Consider the following 22560-nt stretch of genomic DNA (forward strand, 5'->3'; position numbering starts at 1 on the left):
TGAAGCCTAAGCGGTCAGCGTTCCGTCGCGCAGGCGCACGAAATAGTCGTCCTTGCCGATCTGGCCGCCCTTGAGGATCAGCTCGACGCCCGGGTCCCCGTCGGCGCCATGGGCGTTGCAGACCGGCGAGCCTGGGCTGTCGGAAATCGGATGGCGCAGTGTGAGGGCGTGAATGTCGAGCGCCCCGAGCGCATGGCTCGACGTATCGCCGCCGGCCACCGCCACGCGGGTAAGCCCGTGACGCGCGAGCAGCGCTGCCAGCAACCGGCCGAGCGCCTCGCCCACCGCATCGTCGCCGCCCTGATCCTGACCGGAGGCCACCACGCTGGACTGGCCGAGCGCGGTGTAGACGAGCGGACTGCCGCCGGCGGACAGCACCCCCTCGGCACGGGCCAGCACTGTTTCGAACGCCGCTTCGCGCCCCTGGCCGGAGGCCAGCGCCGCATAGTCGATCTCGATGCCGGTAAAGCCGGCGCCGAGCGCGGTGCGGATCTGGCGCTCCGTCGTCGGCGAGCAGCTCCCCGACACGACCGCCATCCGCTCCTGCGGCACCAGGGGTTCGAAACGCACGGGCCGCACGCCCGCCTCGCTCTGCCGCCACGCTTCGAGCAACGCATACTCGATGCCGGAGGAGCCGAAGACCAGAGGCCCGTTCTGCCGGGCAGCGTCTTCCAGCCAGGCGCCGGCCGCCGCCTGCGAGGCCTTGTCGAAGACGTCGAAGAGTACGATGCGAGCTTCGTCCGGCGACGCCTGTCCCAGTGCCGGGTCGGTCGGGCCGACAAGGGCCGACGGCAGGGAGGTCTGGGCGGTAAGGTGCAGCAACAGATCGGCTTCGCCCATCGGCGTTGCCGGGTGGTTCGCCATCACCGGGTGCCGGTCGATGCGATGCAGCGTGTCGCGCCAGGCAGCAAAGAGATGGCCGGCGAAGGTATAGCGGCGCAGCTGCGGCGCGCCGACCACGAGCGCCAGACGGTGCTGGTCGAAGGCGGCAAGGCCGATTTCCATCGCCCGGCCGATTGAGCCGCGATGGGGAGCGCTGTCGAAGGTCGAGCAGACCTTGTAATGGCAAAAGCGCGCGTGGAGCGACTTCAGCCAGGCGAAGACCTGCGGCATCTCGGCGTCCATCCACGCGGGCGAGCGGCTACGGCTGGTGCCGGCAAGCCCCACGGCCCGGCAGCCGGCAAAGCGCGCCAGCAGGGCATCGTCCGGCTTGCGGGTGAACAGCACGGTCTCGATGCCGTTGGAGGACAGCGCCTCCATCACGTCGGTCGAACCGGTGAAGTCGTCGCCGTAATAGGAGAGCAGCACGTCGCCGGCCATCAGCGCTTGTCCTTGAACAGGGAAAGGGCGGCGGCGAGCTCGGGATGCGTCCGGGCGTGGGTATCGATATCGATGCCGGCCATCGCTGCATCCGCCGCCTGACGCAGGCTGGCCACGCCGCCGGCAATGCCGCCCGGATGACCCATGATGCCGCCGCCGGCGCAATAGAGGAAGTCGGGCGAGCCGACCGCCGCATGGGTGCCGGCGACCTGCGCCGCGGTCTGCCCGGAGGAGAAGACCGGCAGCGCCTCGAAGCCCGGCAGGCCGGCGCCGAACAGCGGCGTACCGACTGCTTTCGCCGAGGCGATCACCGAGGCGTCGCTCTCGGAGAACTTGTTGGCCAGTCCGTTGACATGCAGGTGGTCGGCGCCGGCGATGCGCCAGAACTTCTGCCAGGCCTCATAGGCGATGCCGATGTCGGGCGAGCGGGAGAACAGGCCCCAGCCGTTGCGGTGGCAATGCAGCGGCAGGCTGGCATGGCGGCGAATGGCGCCGAGGCCGGCAAGCCCGATCGAGTGCAGGCTGACCATGATGCAGGTGCCGCCGCGCGCTGCCACGTGGTCGGCGCGCCGCTTCATCTCGTCGATCTCGCCGGTGATGTTGAAGGCGACCATCGCCTTGCGGCCGTTGCGCTGCGCATGGTCCTCGACCACCCGCATCACCGCATCGACGCGCGCCTCGAACGGGCAGTGCGGGCCGTCGGCCTGCAACTCGTCGTCCTTGATGAAGTCGATGCCGCCGGCAACGAGCTGCTCGACCATCGCCGCCGTCTCGCCGGGGCCCAGGCCGACGCTCGGCTTGATGATCGTGCCGATCATCGGCCGGCCCTCGACACCGGCAAGGCGCCGCGTGCCCTCAACGCCGAAGGCCGGGCCCGGATAGGCGCCGGCAAAGCTGGGCGGGAAGGTGATGTCGAGAAGGCGCAGCGCCGACACCTCCGCCAGCTCGAACAGGTTGCCGGCGACGGTGGCCAGCACGTTGGTCAGCGAGGGGCCGAAATTCTCCATCGGCCAGGACAGCACCATCTCGCCGCGCCGGTATCGGTCTGCACGGATCCGGCAGGGCAGGGCCGGGGTCGGCGAGCTTCCCGTTTCGACGACGCTCTCGATTCGCGCACCCGAGCGCTCGCGCAGCTCGTCGGTCTCGCCCGGCAGGCGCAGGAAGGTGCCGCAGGACTGCTCGCCGGCGATCACCGCTGCGGCATCCTCCAGCGGCAGCGGGCTCTCCAGTTCGTAGCGTGCGTAAAGCCGTTCCATCTGCCGCGTCCCCTCTCGCATCCCTGCCGTGTGCCGGCATCGGTTGACAGGTTCGATATCATCTCATCATACCAGTTGACAACATGATGTTTGCCGGGTTTCATCCCCGCCAAACAGGAGGCCGACTGATGAAGATTGCTTTGCTTGGCGCCGGCGGAAAGATGGGCGTGCGTCTTGCCACCAACCTCAAGGGCTCGCGCTACGAGGTTGCGCATGTGGAGATCGGCGAGGCCGGGCGTGCCCGCCTGCGCGAGACCCTCGGCGTCGACTGCGTCGACATGGATGCCGCCCTCGCCGGGGCCGGTGCCGTGATTCTCGCCGTGCCGGACACGGCGATCCAGGCGGTCGCTTCGACCGTCGTGCCGAAGCTCGATCCGGGCACGCTGGTGATGGCGCTGGATGCTGCCGCACCCTTCGCCGGCCATTTCCCGGAGCGCGCGGACGTCACCTATTTCGTCTCGCACCCCTGCCACCCGCCGATCTTCAACGACGAGACCGAGATGGCCGCCAAGCGCGACTATTTCGGCGGTGTTGCCGCCAAGCAGGCCATCGTCAGCGCTCTGATGCAGGGGCCGGAAGAGCACTATGCGGTCGGCGAGGAGATCGCCCGCACCATCTACGGCCCGATCCTGCGCTCGCACCGGGTCACGGTGGAGCAGATGGCGCTGCTCGAGCCGGGCCTGTCGGAGACGGTCTGCGCCACGCTGCTCGTCGTCATGAAGGAAGCGATGGACGAGGTCGTCTCGCGCGGCGTCGATCCGGTCGCGGCCCGCGACTTCCTGCTGGGCCATCTCAACATCCTCGGCGCCGTCGTCATGGGCGAGGTGCAGGGTGCGTTCTCGGACGCCTGCAACAAGGCCATCGCCAACGGCAAGCCGCGCCTGATGCGCGACGACTGGCGCGGCGTCTTCGATCCGCAGGAAATCACCGAAAGCATCCGCGCCATCACCTGATGGCGTTGGCGATCACGTCTGCGGCTGCCATATAGGCAGCCGCACTCCGGCATTGCTATAGGAGGGAACCATCCGGGGCGAGGGAGCTGGAATGCGCAAGCGCGGCACGAAAACGGACGAGGGCGACAAGATCGTCAGGCGGAAGCTGTCGGACCAGGTGCTCGAAAGGCTGCTGGAGATGATCACCCGCCGCGAGGTCCTGCCCGGCGAGCTGATGCCGTCCGAACGCGACCTGATGGAACGCTTCGGCGTCGGCAGGCCGGCGGTGCGCGAGGCGCTGCAATCGCTCGACACGATGGGCCTCATCAGCATCTCGCACGGCGAGCGCGCCCGGGTGAGCGCGCTGACCGCCGACACGGTGATCCGGCAGATCGACGGGGTGGCGCGGCTGATGCTGTCCGCCTCGCCGGACAATCTGGAGCACCTGAAGCAGGCGCGACGCTTCTTCGAAATGGGCATGGTGCGTCTTGCCGCAGTCAATGCCACGGCCGCCGACATCGCCGAGCTGCGCCGCCTCGTCGACCGCCAGCGCGAGGCCCTCGGCGATGCGGAGGCCTTCATCGCCGCCGACATCGCCTTCCACCGGAAGATCGCGTCCCTGTCGGGCAACCCGATCTTTGCCGCCGTCGGCGATGCCATGCTGACCTGGCTGTTCAACTATCACTCGGAGATGCTGTTGTGGTCCGGCGGCGAGACGAAGACCCTGGCCGAGCATGCGGTGATCGTCGACCGGTTGGCCACGGGCGACGAGGACGGGGCCGCCGCCGCCATGGGTATTCACCTCGATCGCAGCGATCTGCTCTATCAGCACCGCGAGGATGCCTGAGGCGGTTTGCAGAGTTGTAAACTGAATTGACTCATCTGACGCTTTGCCTCATGGTCGCCGCCGGAAACAAAGACGTCTCGGGAGGTGCTCCATGGGCAGGAATTACGATATCGCGGTGATTGCGGGCGACGGCATCGGCAAGGAGGTCGTGCCGGAAGGTCAGCGGGTGGTGGAGGCGGCCGCGCGGCGCTTCGGCTTCTCGGTGAACTGGAAGGAGCATGACTGGAGCTGCGACTACTACGCCCGCCACGGGCGGATGATGCCGGAAGACGGCGTCGAGCAGGTGCGCGGCAGCCATGCGATCTTCCTCGGTGCAGTCGGCTGGCCGAACGTGCCGGACCACATCTCCACCTGGGACCTGATCCTGCGCCTGCGCCGCGAGCTCAACCTCTATGTCGCGCTGCGTCCGGCGCGCCTGCTCAAGGGCATCACCTCGCCGCTCGCCGGCCGCGATGCCAAGGACATCGACTTCGTCATCGTGCGCGAGAACTCGGAAGGCGAGTACTCCTCCGCCGGCGGCATTCTCTACCAGGGCACGCCGGAAGAGCTGGTGATCCAGGAGTCGGTGTTCTCCCGCCGCGCCACCGACCGGATCCTGCGTTACGCGTTCGAGCTGGCGCGCACCCGCCGCAACAAGGTCTCCCTGGCCACCAAGTCGAACGGCATCAAGATCGCCATGCCCTACTGGGACGAGCGGTTCGCGGCGGTCGCGGCCGACTATCCCGATGTCGAGGCGAACAAGTTCCACATCGACATCCTGACGGCGCATTTCGTCAATCATCCGGACTGGTTCGACGTCGTCGTCGGCTCGAACCTGTTCGGCGATATCCTGTCCGATCTCGGCCCGGCGGTCGCCGGCAGCATCGGCATTGCGCCGTCCGGCAATATCGATCCGACCCGCACCAATCCCTCGATGTTCGAGCCGGTGCACGGTTCGGCGCCGGACATCGCCGGCCAGGGCATCGCCAATCCGATCGGCCAGATCTGGGCCGGCGCCATGATGCTGGAGCATCTCGGCGAGCTGGAGGCTGCCCGCGCCATCGAGACCGCGATCGAGACGGTGCTCTCGCAGGGCGGCCCGCGCACCCGCGATCTCGGCGGCAGCGCCGGCACCATCGAGGCCGGCAAGGCCATCGCCGACGCGCTCGCCTGATCCATCGATAGACCCGGCCGGCGGTCTCCGCCGGCCGGCCCGTTCCCAGTTTCCAGTCACTTTCAGGAGCAAAGAGATGCTCGACAGGACATCCATCACGGCCTTCGGCCATATCATCAACGGCAAGGTCGTCGATCGCGCGGAAAACGGCGGCATCGACGTCGTGGATCCGGCGGACGGCCGGGTCTTCGCCCGTCTGCCGCGCGGCGGCGCGGCCGAGGTCGACCGGGCGGTCGAAGCGGCGCGTGCCGCATTCGAGGGCGAATGGGGCGCCAAGAGCGCTCTGGAGCGCGGCCGCATCCTGATGCGCTTTTCCGCGCTGATCCTCGAACATGCCGAGGAGCTGGCCGAGCTGGAGTGTCTCGACACTGGCAAGCCGCTCACCCAGGCGCGCAACGACATCACCGCCACGGCCCGCTACTTCGAGTATTACGGCTCGGCCGCCGACAAGCATCACGGCGAAACCATCCCCTATTCCAAGGGCATGACCGTCATGGCGCTGCGGGTTCCCCATGGCGTCACCGGCCACATCATCCCGTGGAACTACCCCTCGCAAATCTTCGGCCGCTCGGTCGGCGGCGCGCTGGCGGCCGGCAATGCCTGCGTGGTCAAGCCGGCGGAGGACGCCTGCCTGACGCCGCTGCGTCTCGCCGAACTGGCGCTCGAGGCCGGCCTCCCGGCCGGTGCGCTCAACATCGTCTGCGGCCTCGGCATGGAGGCGGGCGCTGCGCTCGCCGGCCATACGGGCATCAACCACATCTCCTTCACCGGCTCGCCCCAGACGGGCACCGCCGTGGCGAAGGCTGCGGCGGAAAACCACGTGCCTGTGACGCTGGAACTGGGCGGAAAGTCGCCGCAGGTCCTGTTCGCCGATGCGAATCTCGACGAGGCCCTGCCGGTCGTCGTCAACGCCATCGTGCAGAACGCCGGCCAGACCTGCGCGGCCGGCAGCCGTGTGCTCATCGAGCGGTCGATCTATCCGGAAGTGATGAAGCGGCTCGCCGAGCGTTTCGCCGCGCTGAAGGTCGGCCCGGGCATCGACGACCCGGATTGCGGTCCCATCGTCAGCGCCCGCCAGTTGCGCCGGGTCACCGAGCTCGTCGAGGCGGCGCTTGCCGACGGCGCGCGGGTTGTCGCTCAGGCGCAGAAGAACGCCGATGCCCCGGACGGCGGCTACTACTTCCCGCCGATGCTGCTGGACGGTGCGGCTCCCGACAGCCGCCTTGCCTGTGACGAGATCTTCGGTCCCGTCCTTGCGGCCTTCCCCTTCGATGACGAGGCCGAGGCGATCCGCCTTGCGAACGGCACGCCCTACGGGCTCACCGCCTCCGTCTGGACCCAGGATGGCGGCCGGCAGATGCGCTGCGCCCACGCCATCGAGGCGGGCCAGGTGTTCATCAACAACTACGGCGCCGGCGGCGGCATCGAGCTGCCTTTCGGCGGCATGAAGCGCTCCGGCTACGGCCGCGAGAAGGCGTTCGAGGGCATGGTCAGCTTCACCACCATCAAGACGGTGGTTCTCAAGCACGGCTGAGCCGCGGACATCGCAACGAGATGGTGCGGGCGGGACCTTCGGGTTCCGCCCGTTTTCGTTCTGCGTCCTGTTCGTCGGGTTGAAAGGGGTCAGAAGCCCGGGCGGCTGCTCATCATCCGCGTGCGGGCGTGCTCGATGTGATTGCGCATCGCGCGCTTGGCCTTGGTCGCCGCGCCCGCCTCGATATGGCGGAAGATTTCCTCGTGCTCGGCCTGCACCGCCTCGGCGCGCACCAGCGGCTGGAACTTCACCAGAAAGCGCATCAGGGTCACTGAGCGGGAGACGTCGTATTCCAGCGATTTCAATGTCTTGACGATGCGCGGATTGCAGGTGGCGATGGCCACCGCCTCGTGGAACGCATAGTCGTGATAATGCATGATCGCATTGGTATGCATCGCCTCGGAAAACCGGTCGAGAGCCTCGCGCAGACGCTCGATATCCGCCGGACCGCGACGCTTGGCGGCGAGATAGGCCGCCTGCGGCTCGACGATCAGGCGCAGCTCGATGCCGTTCAGCATGTCGCCGATGCGCTCCAGCGCATCGCGGTCGTCGTCGCCGGTCGCCCGCTCGCGGCTTGCGCCGAGCGCGTTCTGCACGTAGTTGCCCGAGCCGCGCACCGAGGAGATCAGCCCGTCCTCGCGCAGCTTGTCCAGCGCCTCGCGCAGCACGGGGCGCGATACGTCGAACTCGCCGGCCAGCACGTTTTCGGAAGGAAGCTTGGTGCCGGCGGTGATCATGCCGGTGACGATGGCGTGGAACAGGTTCTCGTAGATCCGGTCGGCCAGCCGCTCGGCTTTGCTCTGCTGAAGGTCGGCGAAGGAAAAATCCGCCGACCGCGATGTCGGTGCGGCCTTGTCCATGTCTCGACTTATTGGTCAAACCTGCCGCCCGGTCAACATCGGCAGCTTTCCGAAGCGCGATTGCACGAATTGCGAGGTTGCGGTCTTCCTGCTCAATCGAGTGATCATCATACCAGTTACAGTTAAGTTGTAAAACGTGTTGACTGGATGGGCGATCGCCTCCAAACTCCGCCCCCGGTGCAGGAGACACCAGGGAGGATATCGCTATGTTTCGTTTCCGCAGTTTGACAGTTGTGTCCGCCGTCGCCCTTTCGGTTGCGATGAGCGGCAGCGCATTCGCGCAGACCGTTCTCAATTTCGCGCATTCCACGGCGCAGAATTCCCACTACAGCATGGGCGTCCAGGCCTTCGGCAAGAAGCTCTCCGAGCTCAGCAACGGCAAGTTCGAGATCCGTGAGCAGGCCGCCGGCGCGCTCGGCGGCGAGCGCGACGTGATCGAGGGTCTGCAGATCGGCTCGGTCGAGCTGACCGTGTCCTCGACCGGCCCGCTCGGCAACTTCGTTCCCGAGGCGCTGGTTCTCGACCTGCCGTTCCTGTTCAAGGACTATGCGTCCGCGCGCAGCATCCTCGATGGCGAAATCGGACAGGAGCTGCTCGACAAGGTCAGCGAGAACAATCTCGTCGCCCTCGCCTGGACCGAGAACGGCTTCCGCCATGTCACCAACTCCAGCCGTCCGATCAACACTCCGGCCGACCTCGAAGGCCTGAAGATCCGCACCATGGAGAACCCGGTGCACATGGAAGCCTTCCGTGCCGCCGGCGCTTCGCCGACGCCGATGGCCTTCCCGGAGGTTTTCGCCGCGCTCCAGCAGAACGTCATCGACGGCCAGGAGAACCCGATCCCGGTGATCACCGCCTCGAAGTTCTGGGAAGTGCAGAGCAACCTGACCCTGACCGGCCACGTCTACTCTCCGGCCATCATTCTCGCTTCACCGAGCCTGTGGGACGGCCTCTCCGACGAGGAGAAGGGCTGGTTCCGCGAGGCTGCCAAGGTTGCCGTCGAGGCGACCCGCGCCAAGGTCGAGTCGGATGAGGCCAACGGCGTCGAGCTGCTGCGCAAGAACGGCATGAACGTCGTTGAGAATGTCGACAAGGCTGCCTTCCAGAAGGCCGTCGCCCCCGCCTATGACACCTTCAAGGCGAAGTACGGCGACGAAATGCTGAAGCGCATCCAGGCCGCCCAGCAGTAAGGCTCTCCCGGGCCTCGCCCTCCGAAGTCCCGGGGTGGCCGTACGCGGCCGCCCCGGCAGGAGTTCGATCATGCAATGGTTCTTCGCCGCCGAGCGCCGGGTCACCCGTGTCGCTCTCGAGCTGTCCATCGTCGCGCTGGCGGTGATCGTCGCTCTCACCTTTTATCAGGTCGTGACACGCTTCGTGTTCGGGCATCCTTCCGCCTGGTCGGAAGTGGCAGCCCGTTCGGCGATGATGTGGATGGTCTTTCTCGGCCTTGCCGCCGCGTTCCGCCAGGGCGCGATGATCGCGGTCGACTTCCTGATCGATGTCGGGCCCAAGCCGCTGCGGCAGGTCCTGACCATCGTCATCGCCATCGCCTCGCTGACGTTCCTCGCCATGCTGATCTGGTACGGCACCGCCATGGCGCTGCGCGTGCAGCGGCAGAACCTTGCCGGCCTTGAGATCAGCATCGCCTGGGTCTATGCGGCCCTGCCGGCCGGTGCCCTGCTGGCCGTTCCCGGCGTGATCGCCCGGACCATCGTCAGCTTCACCGGCCAGGACGATGTGCGCTCCGACGACCTGAAGGATGTGGAGGGCCAGGTATGAATGCGGCTCTGGCCTTTTCGCTGCTGATTCTCTTTGCCGCCGCCGTTCCCATCGGCGTGTCGCTGGTGCTGGCCAGCGCCTTCGGCATCCAGTTCTTCTCGACGGTGCCGCTGCTGCTTGCCGTGCAGCGCATCTTCGCCAGCCTCGACTCCTTCCCGCTGCTCGCCGTCCCGCTGTTCATCCTGTCGGGCAACCTGATGGCGGCCGCCGGCATATCCGAGCGCCTGGTGGAGCTGGCCAAGTCGATGGTCGGCGGCATCCAGGGCGGACTTGCCTGCACCTGCGTCGTCACCTGCATGATCTTCGCCTCGGTCTCCGGCTCCTCGGTAGCCACGACCTTCGCGATCGGCGTCATTCTCATTCCGGCGATGGTGCGCCACGGCTATCCGGTCGGCACCGCTGCCGCCATCCAGGCCTCCTCGGCCGAGCTCGGCGTGCTGATCCCGCCGTCGATCCCGCTCATCCTCTATGGCGTTGCGACGGAAACCTCCATCGGCCAGCTGTTCCTGGCCGGCATCGGCCCGGGCATCCTGGTTGCGGCGGCTCTCTTCATCTATCTGATCATCCTGTGCCGCGTGAAGGGCTACGGAAAGATGGATGGCGAGGGGCGCAAGCCCTTCATCGAGGCCGTGGTGCATGCGCTCTGGGCGCTGCTCATGCCGGTTATCGTGCTTGGCGGAATCTACGGCGGCATCTTCACGCCGACCGAGGCGTCCTCCATCGCGGTGGTCTATGCGCTGTTCGTCGGCCTCTTCGTCTATCGCTCGCTGACATTCGCCAAGATCTACACGGCGCTGCGCACCTCGGCGATCTCCAGCACGGTGATCATGATCATCATCGCCGGCGCCGGCCTATTCTCGTTTCTCGTCACCCGCTCGGGCCTGCCGGCGATCATCGCGGAATGGGTGCAGCAGGTGTTCACCGACCGCATCAGCTTCCTGATGGCGGTGAACGTCTTCCTCTTCATCGTCGGCATGTTCGTCGAGACCTCGGCGGCCATCCTGGTGCTCGCGCCGCTCCTGGCGCCGATCGCCATCGCCTATGGCGTCGATCCGGTGCATTTCGGCCTGATCATCGTGGTCAACCTGGCGCTCGGCATGTTCACGCCGCCGGTCGGCGTCAACCTCTTCGCCGCCTGCGCGGTGGCGAAGATATCCATCCAGAAGATTATCCCGGCCCTGGTGCCGATGGTTCTGGTGGTGATGGGCTGCGTGCTGCTGGTGACCTACGTGCCGTTCATCTCGCTCGGCCTCGTCGAGCTGTTCTACAGGTAGCGATGGCGCTGCCTTTTTTCGGGAGACTGCAATGAAACTGAAGGACAAGGTGGCAATCGTCACCGGCGCTGGCGGCGGCTATGGCGAGGGCATTGCCCATTACTTCGCCGAGCAGGGTGCCAAGGTCGTCGTCGCCGACATTCGCGGCGATGCGGCGGAGAAGGTCGCCGGCGACATCGGCGCGTCCGCCGTGGCCTGCACGGCCGATGTCACCAGCAGCGAGTCCACCAAGGCGATGGTGCAGACCGCGCTCGACGCGTTCGGCAAGCTCGACATCCTCATCAACAATGCCGGCACCACCCACAAGAACCAGTCGATGCTGCTCGTCGACGAGGCGACGTTCGACAAGGTCTATGCGGTCAACGTCAAGTCGATCTACCACGCGGCGATCCATGCGGTGCCGGTTCTGGAGAAGAACGGCGGCGGCGTCATCATCAACATCGCCTCGACCGCCGGCGTGCGCCCGCGTCCGGGCCTGACCTGGTACAACGGCTCCAAGGGCGCGGCGATCGCCATCACCCGCTCGATGGCCGTGGAGCTCGCCGACCGCAAGATCCGCGTGTGCGGCATCAACCCGGTGATGGGCGAGACCGGCCTGACCGGCCAGTTCCTGCCGGGCGACGACACGCCGGAGACCCGCGCGAAGATCATCGCCGGCATCCCGCTCGGCCGTATGTCGCGTCCGCTCGACATTGCCAAGGCCTGCGGCTTCCTCGCCTCCGACGAGGCCGAGTTCGTGACCGGCGTGCTGCTGGAAGTCGACGGCGGCCGCTGCATCTAAGGCTCCCAAGAAAGACATCCGGCGCCCGCCCCTTCCGGGTGCGGCGCCGGATATCGCGCCCGGCCCAGCCGCCCGCAAGGAGAGAGTGACAATGACGACCTGCCTCATCATCGGTGGCGGCGGCATGCTCGGCCAGGGGCTGGCCGGGGCGCTGACCGCGCGGGGAACCCTCGCCGGTGCCGCGCTTTCGCACCTGACCCTTTTCGATGTCGTCCCGGCCCGCGCGCCGGAGGGCGGCATTCCCGTCTCGGTCGAGACCGGCGACCTGTGCGCGCCCGGCGAGGCGGAGCGGCTCGTCTCCTCCCGCCCCGACGTCATCTATCACCTTGCCGCGATCGTCTCCGGCGAGGCGGAGCGCGACTTCGAGAAGGGCTACCGGATCAACCTCGACGGCACCCGCAACCTGTTCGAGGCGATCCGCGCCGAGCACGGGCGCTCGGGCTACTGCCCCCGTGTCGTGTTCACCTCGTCGCTGGCGGTGTTCGGCATTCCGCTGCCCGATGTCATCGGCGACGACTACGTGGTCACGCCGCTGTCGAGCTACGGCACCCAGAAGGCCATCGGCGAGCTGCTGCTGACCGACTACAGCCGCCGCGGCTTCTTCGACGGTATCGGCCTGCGCCTGCCGACCATCGTCATCCGGCCGGGCAAGCCCAATGCGGCGGCCTCCGGCTTCTTCTCCTCCATCCTGCGCGAGCCGCTTGCCGGCAAGGAAGCCGTGCTGCCGGTCGGCACCGACGTGCGCCACTGGCTGGCCAGCCCGCGCGCGGCCGTCGGCTATCTCGTCCATGCCGGCGATCTGGACACCGCCGCGATGGGCGGGCGTCGCAACATCACCCTGCCCGGCGTCTCCGTGACCGTCGGCGAGCAGATCGAGGCGCTGCGCAAGGTGGCGGGCGACGAGGCGGTCGCCTTGATCCGCCACCAGCCCGATCCTGCCGTCGAGGCGATCATCTCGACCTGGCCGAAGGCATTCGACACGCGCCGCGCGCTCGATCTCGGCTTTGCCGGCGATGCCTCCATCGACGCGATCATCACCGCCTATCTCGAGGATCACGCGGGAGCCGCATCATGACCACTGCCCCCGGTCCGCTCGTCGTCATCGGCCTGGGCGCCATGGGGCTCGGCATGGCGCGCTCGCTGCTGCGCGCCGGCCTCGATGTCACCGGCATCGACCGGGAGCAGGCGGCCATGGCTGCCTTCGAGGCGGATGGCGGGCGCATTGCCTCCGATCGTGCCGCGCGCGATGCTGCCCTTCGCAAGGCCTCGGCCGTCGTGCTCGTCGTCGTCAACGCGGCCCAGACCGAGGCCGTGCTTTTCGGCGAGGACGGGATCGCGCCGCATCTTGCCCCCGGTACCGTGGTCGTCTCCTGCGCCACGTTCGCCCCCGAACATGCCGTGCGTTTCGAGGCGAAGCTTGCCGAAACAGGCCTGCTCTATCTCGACGCGCCGATCTCCGGCGGCGCGGTCCGTGCCGCCGAGGGACGCCTGTCGATCATGGCCTCCGGCACGGCGGATGCCTTCGCTGCCGCCCGGTCCGCACTCGATGCGATGGCCGAGACGGTGTTCGAGCTCGGCGACCGCGCCGGTCCCGGCTCGGCCATGAAGGTGGTCAACCAGCTGCTTGCCGGCGTCCACATTGCCGCCACCGCCGAGGCGCTGACCTTCGGCGTCGGCCAGGGCATCGAGGTGGCGCGCATGGTGGAGGTGATCTCCCGCTGCGCCGGCTCGTCCTGGATGTTCGAGAACCGCGGCCCCTTCATCGCCGACGGCGACTATCGTCCGCATTCGGCAGTCGATATCTTCGTCAAGGACCTCGGCATCGTCGCCGAGGCGGCCTCCGCCGGCGGGCTCTCCGTTCCGCTGACGGAAACGGCGCTCGCCCGCTTCCGGTCCGCTCATGACGCGGGTCTTGGCCGCGAGGGCGACGTGGCGGTCGCCAAGATCTACGCCCGCGAGGGCAACATCGCCCTGCCGGGCGTTCCGGCACCGGGCGCGGACGTTTTGGGCGGGACTTCCAGCGACAAGGATTGACCATGCTGCTCGGCTGCATCGGCGACGACTTCACCGGCTCCTCCGACCTTGCCAACACGCTGGTCAAGGGCGGTATGGCGGTCACCCAGTATTGCGGCCTGCCGGACGGCCCGGCCGCGCCCGGCGTCGAGGCCGGCGTCGTTGCGCTGAAGACCCGCAGCGTGCCGGTGACCGAGGCGGTGGAGCAGTCGCTGGCGGCGCTCGACTGGCTGCTGGCGCAGGGCTGCCGGCAAATCTTCTTCAAGTACTGTTCGACCTTCGATTCGACGCCGCAGGGCAATATCGGCCCGGTGATCGACGCGCTGATGGACCGGCTCGACGCAAAGACCGCCATCGTCTGCCCGGCCTTTCCCGGTACGGGCCGCACGCTCTACCAGGGGCACCTTTTCGTCGGTGACCGGCTGCTCAGCGAGTCCGGCATGCAGGATCACCCGCTGACGCCGATGACCGATCCGGACATCCGCCGCTGGCTCTCCCTGCAGACGCCGCGCAAGGTCGGCCATGTCGCCCATGCCGACGTCGCCAAGGGGGCGGAAGCCATCGCCGCGGGCCTGGCCCGCGAGCTTGCGGCCGGTGCCGGCCCGGTGGTCGTCGATGCGATCGCTGATGCGGATCTCCACGCCATCGGCGCGGCTGCGGAAGGGCTGGTGCTGATCACCGGCGGCTCTGGCGTTGCACTCGGCCTGCCGGAGAACTTTCGCCGTGCGGGAGAGCTTGCCGGCGGCAGCGACAGCTTTGCCGGGGTCGACGGGCCGGGCGTCGTGCTGTCGGGCTCCTGCTCGCGCGCAACCCGTGCGCAGGTCGCGCGCTACAAGGCGAACCATCCTTCGCTGGAAGTGACGGCCGACGAGGTCATGTCCGGCAAGACCACCGTCGCGACCTTGCGCGCGTTCGTGCTGGAGAACCAGGACGCGGCGCCGCTCGTCTATTCCTCGGCCGATCCGGAGGAGGTGCGGCGCGCTCAGGGCGTCTATGGAACGGAGACGCTGGCGGGAGCCATCGAAACCCTGTTCGCCGATCTTGCCGGCGAGCTCGCGCGCTCCGGCGTCCGCCGCATCGTGTCGGCCGGCGGCGAGACCTCGGGCGCGGTGGTGCGCGGCCTCGGCTGCGAGGCGCTGCGCATCGGGCCTGAGATCGATCCCGGCGTGCCGGCCCTGCGCGTTGAAGGGGCCGAGCTGGCGCTGGCTCTGAAGTCCGGCAATTTCGGCGGCGAGGACTTCTTCGAGCGCGCGCTGGCGATCCTGTCCGAAAAGGGGGCTGCATGAGCGAGGAAGCGCGGCTTCGCGAGCTTCTGTGCACGCTCGCCCGCTCCATGTTCGACCGCGGCCTGACGGGCGGGGCCTCGGGAAACGTCTCGCTGCGCCTCTCCGACGGCGGGTTGCTGGTCACGCCCACCGGCACCTCGCTCGGCCGCCTCGATCCCGGCCGCCTGTCGCGCTTCGATGCAGGGGGGAGGCATGTCGAAGGCGATGCACCGACCAAGGAAATGCCGCTGCATTCGGCGTTCTACGAGACGCGCGGCGCGAAGGCCGGGGCCATCGTTCACCTGCATTCCAGCCATTCGGTGGCTCTCTCCATGCTGCCGGAGGTCGATCCGGACAATGTGCTGCCGCCGCTCACGCCCTATTCGATCATGCGGCTCGGCAAGGTAAAGCTGCTGCCCTTCTTCCGCCCGGGCGATGCTGCCATGGGCGAGGCGATCCGCGGGCTTGCCGGTCGCCGCAGCGCCGTGCTGCTGGCCAATCACGGCCCGGTGGTGGCGGCGAAGGACCTGGAGGCGGCGGTCTACGCCATGGAGGAGCTGGAGGAGACCGCCCGTCTTGCGCTGTTGCTGCGCGGGATGAACCCGCGTCTCCTGAGCGAGGGCGAGATCCGCTCGATTGTCGATCACTTCGATGTGGAATGGGACTGAGGCGCGATGACCGTGAACAAGACCTCCCTGCCGCTTTCGGCCAATCTCGGCTTCCTCTGGACCGATCTGGCGCTCCCGCAAGCGGTGCATGCGGCCGCTGCTGCCGGCTTCGGCGCGGTCGAGCTGCACTGGCCCTACGAGGTGCCGGCGGCCGAGCTCGCCTCTGCCCTCAAGCAGGCCGGCCTGCCGGTGCTCGGGCTCAACACGGTGCGCGGCGATGTGGCGAAGGGCGAGTTCGGGCTTGCGGCCCTTGCCGGGCGCGAGGACGAGGCGCTTGCCGCCTTCACGCAGGCGCTCGACTACGCGGCGGCCATCGGCGCGGGCAACATCCATGTGATGGCCGGAAAGGCGGACGGGGAGGCCGCGCGCCGCACCTTCGTCGCCAACCTGCGCCGCTTTCGCGATCTGGCCGCACCCAGGGGCGTGAGCCTGCTGCTGGAGCCGATCAACACACGCGATGTGCCGGGCTACTTCCTGTCGGACTGCGAGAGCGCCGCTTCGATCATTTCGGACTGCGGCGGCGAGGGCATCCGCATCATGTATGACTGTTACCACATGCAGATCATGCGCGGCGACCTGCTGCGCCAGGCCGAGCGCTGGATGGACCTGATCGGCCATATCCAGTTCGCCGCCGTGCCGGACCGGGGCGAGCCGGGCCGGGGCGAGGTCGACTACGACTGGCTGCTGCCGGCCCTGCGCGATGCCGGCTATCGGGGGCATTTCGGCGCGGAATACCGGCCGCGCGGCACGACCGGTGAGGGTCTTGGCTGGATGAAGGCGTTTGTGAGCGCTTGAGGCGCTCGCGTATCCCTCAGCCGAGCTCCAGCGTCGTCGTCGCCAGCACGCGGGACGCATCGCCCGCCGGTACGCCGTTGCGGTACATGCGCGCGGTGGCGAAGCCTTGCGTGAAGCCGGCCTGCTCCAGCCACCTACCGAAGCCGTGCCCCGTGTCGGGCACGTCGAGATGCAGCTCCTCGCCGCCGGTCGCTGCGCCGAGGGCGGCAAGGAGAGCCGTCCCGTCCGCCAGCGTGTCGGCGAAGAGCGGCCCGACCTTCCACCCCTGAAGGCATTTTCGCGCCGCGCCATAGCCGACGACGCGCCCGTCCCTGATCGCCATGCGCGCGACGCGCGGGCCCGAAACCCAGGCGGACAGGAAGGCCTCGCGCTGCGCCGGGAAGACAGCCGCGTCATAGACGGCAACGCCGGGATCGGCCGGGGCGATACGGGTGCCGGCCGGCGGGGTCGCCTCCGGCGCCTGTCCCGAAAAGCGCAAGGTGCGATAGGCGACGGCAAAGCCCATGCTGCGGTAGTTGTCTTCCTGCGCCGGCACGCCGTCGAGGCCGATGCAGCGCCCGCCGAGCCTTGCCATGCCGGCATCCCAGACCTGGCGCCCCAGCCCTTGGCCGCGTAGGTCCGGCCGGCAGATGTAGAGCCCGATAAAGCCGAAGTCCGGCCCATAGGAGACGGCGGAAATCCCCGCCGCCATTTCGGTGCCGAGGAAGAGCCCGAGAAAGCCGCCGGGATCGGCGGCATGGAAGGCCGGGGCATCGTCGAGGCCGGGGTTCCAGCCCTCGCCGGCGGCCCAGTCGATCAGAAGGGGCAGTTCATCGGGGGCAAGCGCGCGCAGTGTCGGTTCGGTCATTCGGTCCCTGACGGCATCGGAGCGAAGGAGGCCATGGCGCCGCTGTAGCGCTTGGGCGAGGGGGCAGCATAGGCGCCTCGCTTGGAGGTGAACAGCCCGAGCGCGGCAAGCGCCTCCGCCTGTTTCACCGCGGCACTCACTCCGTCGATCACCGGAACGCCGAACTCCTCGGACAGGCGGCGGGCAAGGTCGGCCATGCCGGCGCAGCCGAGCACGATCGCCTCCGCATGGTCTTGCGTCAGCGCTGCGCGGATCTCGCCCCGCAGCAGCTCGCCGGATCCGGATGCCGGGTCCTCCAGCGACAACACCGACATGCCGGCGGCGCGCACCCTTGCCCGTCCCGCCATGCCGTAGCGCGCGACCAGATCCTCGACCGGCACACGCGCGGCCTCGGCCGTCGTCACCACGGTGAAGCGGCGGGCGACGAAGGCGGCAAGCGACAGCGCCGCCTCGCAGATGCCGAGCACCGGAATGCGCGCCATCGCCCTCGCTGCGTCCAGCCCGGTATCGTCGAAACAGGCGATCACCGCGGCCCTCGCGCCGGCCCTTTCGCCCTCGCGGATTTCGGCCAGCAGCCCCGGCACGGATAGGGCCTCGTCGTAATAGCCCTCGATGGAGGCGGGGCCTGCCTGCGACGTGGCGGCGATGATCCGCGTACCAGGAGCCGCAACGGCCTTGGCCGCGGCCTCGATGGTGCGGGTCATCGACGCGGTGCTGTTCGGGTTGACGATCAGGAGGTCCATTGTCTGCCGTCCGTCACGCGGTGCCCTGGCCGCGGGCGCGGCGGCGGCCGAGCCAGAGGATGGCACCGAGCGTTGCCACGATGACGAGGAAGGAGAACAGCGTCGTCACGGTGCCGAGCGCGTAGAGCACCGGCGTCGTGACGTTGGTGGTCATGCCGTAGATCTCCAGCGGCAGGGTGTTGTAGGTGCCCGATGTCATCAGCGAGCGGGCGAACTCGTCATAGGACAGCGTGAAGCCGAACAGGCCGACGCCGACCAGCATCGGCGCGATCATCGGCAGCAGCACGTGCAGGAAGTTCTGCCAGGCGCTGGCGCCAAGGTCCCGAGCGGCTTCCTCGTAGGCGGGCGAGAAGCGGTTGAACACGGCGAACATGATCAGCACGCCGAAGGGCAGGGTCCAGGTCAGGTGCGCGCCGAAGGCGGAGCTGTACCAGGCCGGGCGCAGGCCCACCTGCTGGTACATCACGCCGATGCCGAGCGAGACGATGATCGAGGGCACCACCAGGCTGGCGACCGAGAGGTAGAACAGCGGCGTTGCCCCGAAGAAGCGGCGGCGGAAGGCGAGGCCCGCCAGCAGCGACACCACGACGGTGACCAGCATGACGCCGATGCCCAGCGTCAGCGACCGGCGGAAGCTGCCGCCGAAATCGCCGACCGCCTGGCGCTCCGTCAGGTTGCGGAACCAGTGCAGCGAGGTGCCGTTGAGCGGGAAGGTCAGCCCGCCGTCGGGTCCCTGGAAGGACAGGATGACGATGGCCGACAGCGGCCCGTAGAGGAACACCACGAACAGCGCGAAGAACAGCGCCAGGATCCAGAACTCGAGGCCGCGGGTCTCGCTCATCTCACAGCTCCTTGCGGATGTCGACGACGCGCAGGATGGCGGCGACGAGCAGGAGGACGATGGCCAGCAGCACCACCGCATTGGCGGCGGCGGCCGGATATTGCAGCAGGGACATCTGGTTTCGCATCATCAGGGCGACCGAGGCGCTCTGCCCGCCCGACATCACCTGCACGGTGATGAAGTCGGCCATCACCAGCGTCACGACGAAGATCGTGCCGATCGCCATGCCGGGCTTGGCCAGCGGCAGGATCACGTTGGTCAGCACCTGGAGGCTGGAGGCGCCGGCATCGCGCGCCGCCTCGATGAGCGAGCGGTCGATGCGCATCAAGGTGTTGAAGATCGGCGTCACCATGAACAGCGTGTAGAGATGCACCATGGCCAGCACCACCGCGAAATCGGAATAGAGCAGCCATTCGACCGGAGCCGGCACGATGCCGAGATCCACAAGCGCCGTGTTGACCAGCCCGTTGCGTCCGAGCACCGGGATCCACGAGATCATGCGGATGATGTTGGAGGTCAGGAACGGCACCGTGCAGACCAGGAACAGCACCATCTGCATGGTCTGGCTGCGCACGTGGAAGGCAAGGAAATAGGCGACCCAGAAGCCGATGAAGAGGGTCAGCGCCCAGACGATCGCGGCATATTTGAAGGTGTTGAGATAGGTCCGCCAGGTCACCGCCGAGCCCAGCGTCTCGATATAGTTGGTCAGCACGAAGTCGGGGTAGAGCCGGGCGAAGTCGTAGTCCCAGAAGCTTACCGCGACGATCATCGCCAGCGGCGCCAGCAGGAAGGCGCCGAGGATCAGCGCCAGCGGGGCGGCCTGCAGATAGGCGGCGGCGGCCTTGCCGAAGCGGGCGAGACGGCGGGCGGGTGGCGTCCCGTCCGGTTCGCTCATCGGGGCGGCAGGCGGATTGGCGGCAGCGGTCATGCCTCGGCTCCGGTGCGGGGTAGCAAGGGTCGGGAAACCGCTCTCCCGGGCGGCTAGTCGGTCCGGGAGAGCGGCAGGAGGTGCGTCAGGTTGCGCGTCAGGCGGCGATGAACTCGTTCCAGCGGCGGACCATGTAGCGATCCTCGTCCATGACCGAGTTCCAGCAGGCGACCTTGCCCATGCGCTCGGAGAAGGAGCCGCCGTCGCGCACGGCGCCGGCCTTTTCCATCACCTTGCCGTCCGGCGCCAGGATGTCGCCCTGGGCCGGCTTGCCCTCGACCCAGAAGCCCCACTCGTCCTCGGACATGTATTCCTTCGCCGTCTCCATGGCGGCGGAGTAGTAGCCCTGGCGGTTGAGATAGGCGCCGACCCAGCCGGACAGGTACCAGTCGATATATTCGTAGGCCGCGTCGAGCTTGGCGCCCGACAGGTGCTTGGCAAGGCCGATGCCGCCGCCCCAGGCGCGGTAGCCTTCCTTGAGGGGCTGGTAGACGCAGGGGATGCCGCGCGAGCGCACGGCGGCGACCGCCGGCGACCACATCGACTGGATCACCACCTCGCCTGAGGCCATCAGGTTGACGCTCTCGTCGAACGACTTCCAGAAGGCGCGGAACTGGCCGTCCTTCTTGGCCTTGATCAGGAAGTCGATGGTCTTGTCGATCTCCTCCTGGGTCATGTTGCCCTTGTCGGCATACTGGATCTCGCCCAGTGCCTCCATGATCATCGCCGCGTCCATGATGCCGATGGAGGGGATGTTGAGGATCGAGGTCTTGCCCTTGAAGGCCGGGTCCATGATGTCGGCCCAGCTGGTGATCTCGCGGCCGACCAGATCCGGGCGGATGCCCAGCGTGTCGGCGTTGTAGATCGTCGGCACCATGGTCAGCCAGTCGGTCGGGGCGCTGGCGAAGGTGGTGGAGTCCTTGCCGTCGACGAAGCCGACGGTGTGCGGCGCCGTGCCTTGCGCGATGACGCTGTCCGGCGCCAGCTTGCCGTCGATGAACAGCGGCACGATCTTGTCGTAATACTTCAGCCGCGAGACCTCCATCGGCTGCATGACGCCGGCCGGGAACACCTTCTTGGCGATCCAGTACTCGATGTCGGCAATGTCGTAGCTGTCCGGCTGGGTGACGGCGCGCTGGGCGGCGGCATCGGAATCGGTCGCCGTCATTTCCAGCGTGATGCCGAGGTCTTCCTTGCACTTCTCGGCGATGGCATTGAGGTTCGATACGCCGGTGCCGAACTGGCGCAGGGTGATCGGGTTCTGCGCCCAGATGGTCGGGAAGCCGGTGATGGCGCCGCTGCCCGCGACAAGGCCGGCGGCGGCCGCGCCGGTCTTCAGCAGCGTGCGGCGGGAGAGCCCGCCGGTACCGGCGGCGGTCTTGCTGGTCGGTGTCGTCGTCATTGTCATTTCCCCTCTTTGTGATGGTCGGCCTTGGTTTTTCAGGAAGCGAGACGGCCGAGGACGATGGCGTCCTCCCGGTTCCACGCGAGCGGCGCCGCATCGCCGACCTTCACGGGCGCGGCGAAGAAATCGGTGTCGCTGACGATTGCTGTGAAGTCGTCCACGCCGGCTCCGGCGACGGTGAGCTTCACCGACGAGCCGCGATATTCGACGTTCTCGACGACGCCGGTGAAGCCGAGGCCGGGTGCCGAGGCCGGGCCGATCCGCACCCGGTCGGTGCGCACGGCAATGTCGATGGGCGCGTCCGCGTCCTGCGGCGCGCCTATGGCGGAAAACAGCCCGCCGCCCGCCGGGGCGATGCTGACGCCGCGCTCGTCACGGCCCGCAAGGCGCCCGGAAATGACATTGTGATCGCCCATGAAGCGGGCGACGAAGGCGGTGGCGGGCCGCTCGAACACGTCACGCGGCGGGGCCGCCTGCTCGATCCGCCCGGCATTCATCACGACGATCACGTCGGCGAGCGCCATCGCCTCTTCCTGCGAGTGGGTGACATGCACGAAGGTGATGCCGAGCGAGGCCTGCAGCCGCTTCAGCTCGGCGCGCATCTTCACCTTCAGGAACGGGTCGAGAGCCGACAGCGGCTCGTCGAGCAGCAAGGCTTGCGGATCGGTGATCAAGGCACGGGCGAGCGCCACGCGCTGCTGCTGGCCGCCCGACAGCTGCGCCGGCCGGCGCGAGGCGTAGGGCTCCATATGCACCAGCTGCAGCATGTCCAGAGCCCGGCGCCGCCGCTCTTCCCTGGCCACGCCCTTCATCTTCAGGCTGAAGGCGACATTGTCGGTGACGTCGAGATGCGGAAACAGCGCGTAGGACTGGAACATCATCGAGGTGCCGCGCCGCGCCGGCGGCAGGTCGGTCACCACCTGGTTGCCGAGCCGCACATCGCCTCCTGAGATGCTTTCGTGACCGGCGATCATCCGCAGCGTCGTGCTCTTGCCGCAGCCCGACGGCCCCAGCAGGCAGCAATAGCTGCCGGCCGGGATCTTCAGGCTGATCGCATGGACGGCCGTGGTCGACCCGTAGACCTTGGTGACGGAGGCAATGTCGATGGCGGCAGCCTTGCTCATATGCGTTCCCCTCTGACGTGCATGCTGCAATGCATCATGTGTGCCAGTCGCATCGCGCGGGCGCTTCGTCAGGAATCGCAAGGGGTTCAGGGGAGGTCGCGGTAGCCTGCTGAATGAGCGCTCTGCTGCGCTGCACAGATTCTGTGCGATTGTCTGCAAAGCATGAAAAGATTGTATGCAATCTAGTCAGAGGAT

At 67.8% G+C, this 22560-nt stretch carries 22 protein-coding genes; 13 read left to right on the forward strand and 9 right to left on the reverse strand.

Annotated features, from left to right (window positions below; translation table 11 throughout):
* Positions 1-6: 6 nt before the first annotated feature.
* Positions 7-1320, reverse strand: coding sequence for a four-carbon acid sugar kinase family protein (locus BBX35_RS17970; protein ID WP_067223003.1), 1314 nt, complete (start codon positions 1318-1320; stop codon positions 7-9).
* Positions 1320-2576: a ribulose-bisphosphate carboxylase large subunit family protein gene (locus BBX35_RS17975; protein ID WP_067223005.1), complete on the reverse strand. Its 1257-nt coding sequence runs from the start codon at positions 2574-2576 to the stop codon at positions 1320-1322. Before BBX35_RS17975 ends, BBX35_RS17970 begins: the two co-directional genes overlap by 1 nt.
* A 125-nt stretch (positions 2577-2701) precedes the next feature.
* Here BBX35_RS17975 and BBX35_RS17980 point away from each other — a divergent pair, with 125 nt between their 5' ends.
* The 4 genes from BBX35_RS17980 to BBX35_RS17995 all read left to right on the forward strand — a co-directional run bounded on the left by BBX35_RS17980 (position 2702) and on the right by BBX35_RS17995 (position 7042).
* Positions 2702-3529: a phosphogluconate dehydrogenase C-terminal domain-containing protein gene (locus tag BBX35_RS17980; protein WP_088946125.1), complete on the forward strand. Its 828-nt coding sequence runs from the start codon at positions 2702-2704 to the stop codon at positions 3527-3529.
* Positions 3530-3620: 91 nt separating this feature from the next.
* A complete protein-coding gene (locus BBX35_RS17985; protein WP_067223009.1) occupies positions 3621-4355 on the forward strand; it encodes a transcriptional regulator NanR in 735 nt (244 codons plus the stop codon).
* 91 nt (positions 4356-4446) lie between these two features.
* Positions 4447-5508, forward strand: a complete 1062-nt coding sequence (locus BBX35_RS17990; RefSeq protein ID WP_067223011.1) for a tartrate dehydrogenase — start codon at positions 4447-4449, stop codon at positions 5506-5508.
* Positions 5509-5584: 76 nt separating this feature from the next.
* Complete coding sequence (locus BBX35_RS17995) at positions 5585-7042, forward strand: aldehyde dehydrogenase family protein (RefSeq protein WP_083206416.1); 1458 nt, start codon at positions 5585-5587, stop codon at positions 7040-7042.
* An 89-nt stretch (positions 7043-7131) separates the two neighbouring features.
* On the opposite strand, the gene BBX35_RS18000 is transcribed toward BBX35_RS17995, so the two are convergent.
* Entirely contained in the window at positions 7132-7902 is a 771-nt protein-coding gene (locus BBX35_RS18000; protein WP_067223013.1) for a FadR/GntR family transcriptional regulator, read from the reverse strand.
* Between the two features lie 260 nt (positions 7903-8162).
* Here BBX35_RS18000 and BBX35_RS18005 point away from each other — a divergent pair, with 260 nt between their 5' ends.
* The 9 genes from BBX35_RS18005 to BBX35_RS18045 all read left to right on the forward strand — a co-directional run bounded on the left by BBX35_RS18005 (position 8163) and on the right by BBX35_RS18045 (position 16477).
* Positions 8163-9092, forward strand: coding sequence for a TRAP transporter substrate-binding protein (locus tag BBX35_RS18005; protein WP_088941682.1), 930 nt, complete (start codon positions 8163-8165; stop codon positions 9090-9092).
* A gap of 70 nt (positions 9093-9162) precedes the next feature.
* Positions 9163-9681: a TRAP transporter small permease gene (locus tag BBX35_RS18010; RefSeq protein ID WP_067223019.1), complete on the forward strand. Its 519-nt coding sequence runs from the start codon at positions 9163-9165 to the stop codon at positions 9679-9681.
* Positions 9678-10955, forward strand: a complete 1278-nt coding sequence (locus BBX35_RS18015; RefSeq protein ID WP_067223020.1) for a TRAP transporter large permease — start codon at positions 9678-9680, stop codon at positions 10953-10955. The genes BBX35_RS18010 and BBX35_RS18015 overlap by 4 nt, the downstream gene beginning before the upstream one ends.
* 31 nt (positions 10956-10986) lie before the next feature.
* Positions 10987-11736, forward strand: a complete 750-nt coding sequence (locus BBX35_RS18020) for a glucose 1-dehydrogenase (protein WP_067223023.1) — start codon at positions 10987-10989, stop codon at positions 11734-11736.
* Positions 11737-11827: 91 nt separating this feature from the next.
* The gene (denD, locus tag BBX35_RS18025; RefSeq protein ID WP_067223024.1) at positions 11828-12811 is read left to right on the forward strand and encodes a D-erythronate dehydrogenase; all 984 of its coding nucleotides are present in this window, start codon (positions 11828-11830) and stop codon (positions 12809-12811) included.
* On the forward strand, positions 12808-13770 hold the full coding sequence (ltnD, locus tag BBX35_RS18030) for an L-threonate dehydrogenase (RefSeq protein ID WP_067223027.1): 963 nt from the start codon (positions 12808-12810) through the stop codon (positions 13768-13770). Before denD ends, ltnD begins: the two co-directional genes overlap by 4 nt.
* Before the next feature lie 2 nt (positions 13771-13772).
* A complete protein-coding gene (gene otnK, locus BBX35_RS18035) occupies positions 13773-15035 on the forward strand; it encodes a 3-oxo-tetronate kinase (RefSeq protein WP_067223029.1) in 1263 nt (420 codons plus the stop codon).
* Positions 15032-15682, forward strand: coding sequence for a 3-oxo-tetronate 4-phosphate decarboxylase (gene otnC / locus BBX35_RS18040; RefSeq protein WP_067223031.1), 651 nt, complete (start codon positions 15032-15034; stop codon positions 15680-15682). The genes otnK and otnC overlap by 4 nt, the downstream gene beginning before the upstream one ends.
* A gap of 6 nt (positions 15683-15688) precedes the next feature.
* Entirely contained in the window at positions 15689-16477 is a 789-nt protein-coding gene (locus BBX35_RS18045; RefSeq protein WP_067223033.1) for a hydroxypyruvate isomerase family protein, read from the forward strand.
* A 16-nt stretch (positions 16478-16493) separates the two neighbouring features.
* Here BBX35_RS18045 and BBX35_RS18050 read toward each other — a convergent pair whose 3' ends face one another.
* The 6 genes from BBX35_RS18050 to BBX35_RS18075 form a co-directional block, all read right to left on the reverse strand.
* Positions 16494-17324 carry a GNAT family N-acetyltransferase gene (locus BBX35_RS18050; RefSeq protein ID WP_067223035.1) on the reverse strand — a complete coding sequence of 277 codons (831 nt, stop codon included), beginning with the start codon at positions 17322-17324 and terminating at the stop codon, positions 16494-16496.
* Positions 17321-18067, reverse strand: coding sequence for an aspartate/glutamate racemase family protein (locus BBX35_RS18055; protein ID WP_067223037.1), 747 nt, complete (start codon positions 18065-18067; stop codon positions 17321-17323). Before BBX35_RS18055 ends, BBX35_RS18050 begins: the two co-directional genes overlap by 4 nt.
* A gap of 13 nt (positions 18068-18080) precedes the next feature.
* Positions 18081-18908, reverse strand: coding sequence for an ABC transporter permease (locus BBX35_RS18060; protein WP_067223040.1), 828 nt, complete (start codon positions 18906-18908; stop codon positions 18081-18083).
* Between the two features lies 1 nt (position 18909).
* The gene (locus tag BBX35_RS18065; RefSeq protein WP_088946126.1) at positions 18910-19803 is read right to left on the reverse strand and encodes an ABC transporter permease; all 894 of its coding nucleotides are present in this window, start codon (positions 19801-19803) and stop codon (positions 18910-18912) included.
* A 130-nt stretch (positions 19804-19933) separates the two neighbouring features.
* Positions 19934-21238: an ABC transporter substrate-binding protein gene (locus tag BBX35_RS18070; protein ID WP_067223044.1), complete on the reverse strand. Its 1305-nt coding sequence runs from the start codon at positions 21236-21238 to the stop codon at positions 19934-19936.
* Between the two features lie 38 nt (positions 21239-21276).
* Positions 21277-22365, reverse strand: coding sequence for an ABC transporter ATP-binding protein (locus tag BBX35_RS18075; RefSeq protein WP_067223046.1), 1089 nt, complete (start codon positions 22363-22365; stop codon positions 21277-21279).
* Positions 22366-22560: the final 195 nt, after the last annotated feature.

Source organism: Stappia indica (assembly GCF_001696535.1).
Lineage (GTDB): Bacteria > Pseudomonadota > Alphaproteobacteria > Rhizobiales > Stappiaceae > Stappia > Stappia indica.